This is a genomic window from Segatella copri (genome assembly GCF_019127135.1).
Taxonomy (GTDB): domain Bacteria; phylum Bacteroidota; class Bacteroidia; order Bacteroidales; family Bacteroidaceae; genus Prevotella.
In genome coordinates, this window is record NZ_JAHOEA010000166.1 from 1 (window position 1) to 681 (window position 681).

The following is a 681-nucleotide window of genomic DNA, read 5'->3' on the forward strand; positions in this document are numbered from 1 at the left end:
TTCATGGACATATCGCTGCGCTTGTACTGATACTTGATGAAATCGGCAACATACTTTCTTACCGTCAGATACTTGCGGTAGGTGTTCTTGGCTCTATCCTTGCCAACACGCTTGGCAAAAGCTGCGTTCTCCTTGTCAAAGGCTCTGAGCAATGTCTCGTATTCCGTGCCTATGCCTTGGTAGGCGTTTCTCACCATTTCAGCGGTAACGAACGCCTCACGGTCGGAAAGTCGCTGGTAATGCTTGGTGATTTGAGCCTTGATGTTGTCAAGCGCAAAGTTCACCTCCTTGGCTTCCTTACTCTTGCCTGTGGCTCTGTTGCCCTTGGCATCCCAAATAGCCTTGGTAACGCTCTGCTTGCAACTGAACTGTGCGATAGTTCCGTTGATTGTCACTCGCCCCATGATAGGGACAATTCCGTTTCTCTCCTTGCTTCCATTTACATAGAAGACTGTCTTGAAAGTGCATCTCATAATTCTTACTTTTTTGTTCGGTGCAAAATTAAACTATGAGAGTTGCATGGCAAAACCAAAACTTACGCAGAACGGGGAAAAATGAACCGCCACCGTTAAAAATGCTTATTAGGGCGTTTATGCGAGGTAATGATTTGAAAGCGTTTCTATTTCTCCAATCTGCGTTTTTCGCTTTTCCTCGTCTATGCCACTTAAAGCCAACGACTGC

1 protein-coding gene is annotated in these 681 nt (G+C 45.8%); it reads right to left on the minus strand.

The genetic code is table 11. From position 1 onward, the window contains the following. Positions 1 to 473: Arm DNA-binding domain-containing protein (locus tag KSW37_RS15680; RefSeq protein WP_254368706.1), on the minus strand; the 473-nt coding region annotated here is incomplete at its 3' end. Positions 474 to 681 lie beyond the last annotated feature (208 nt).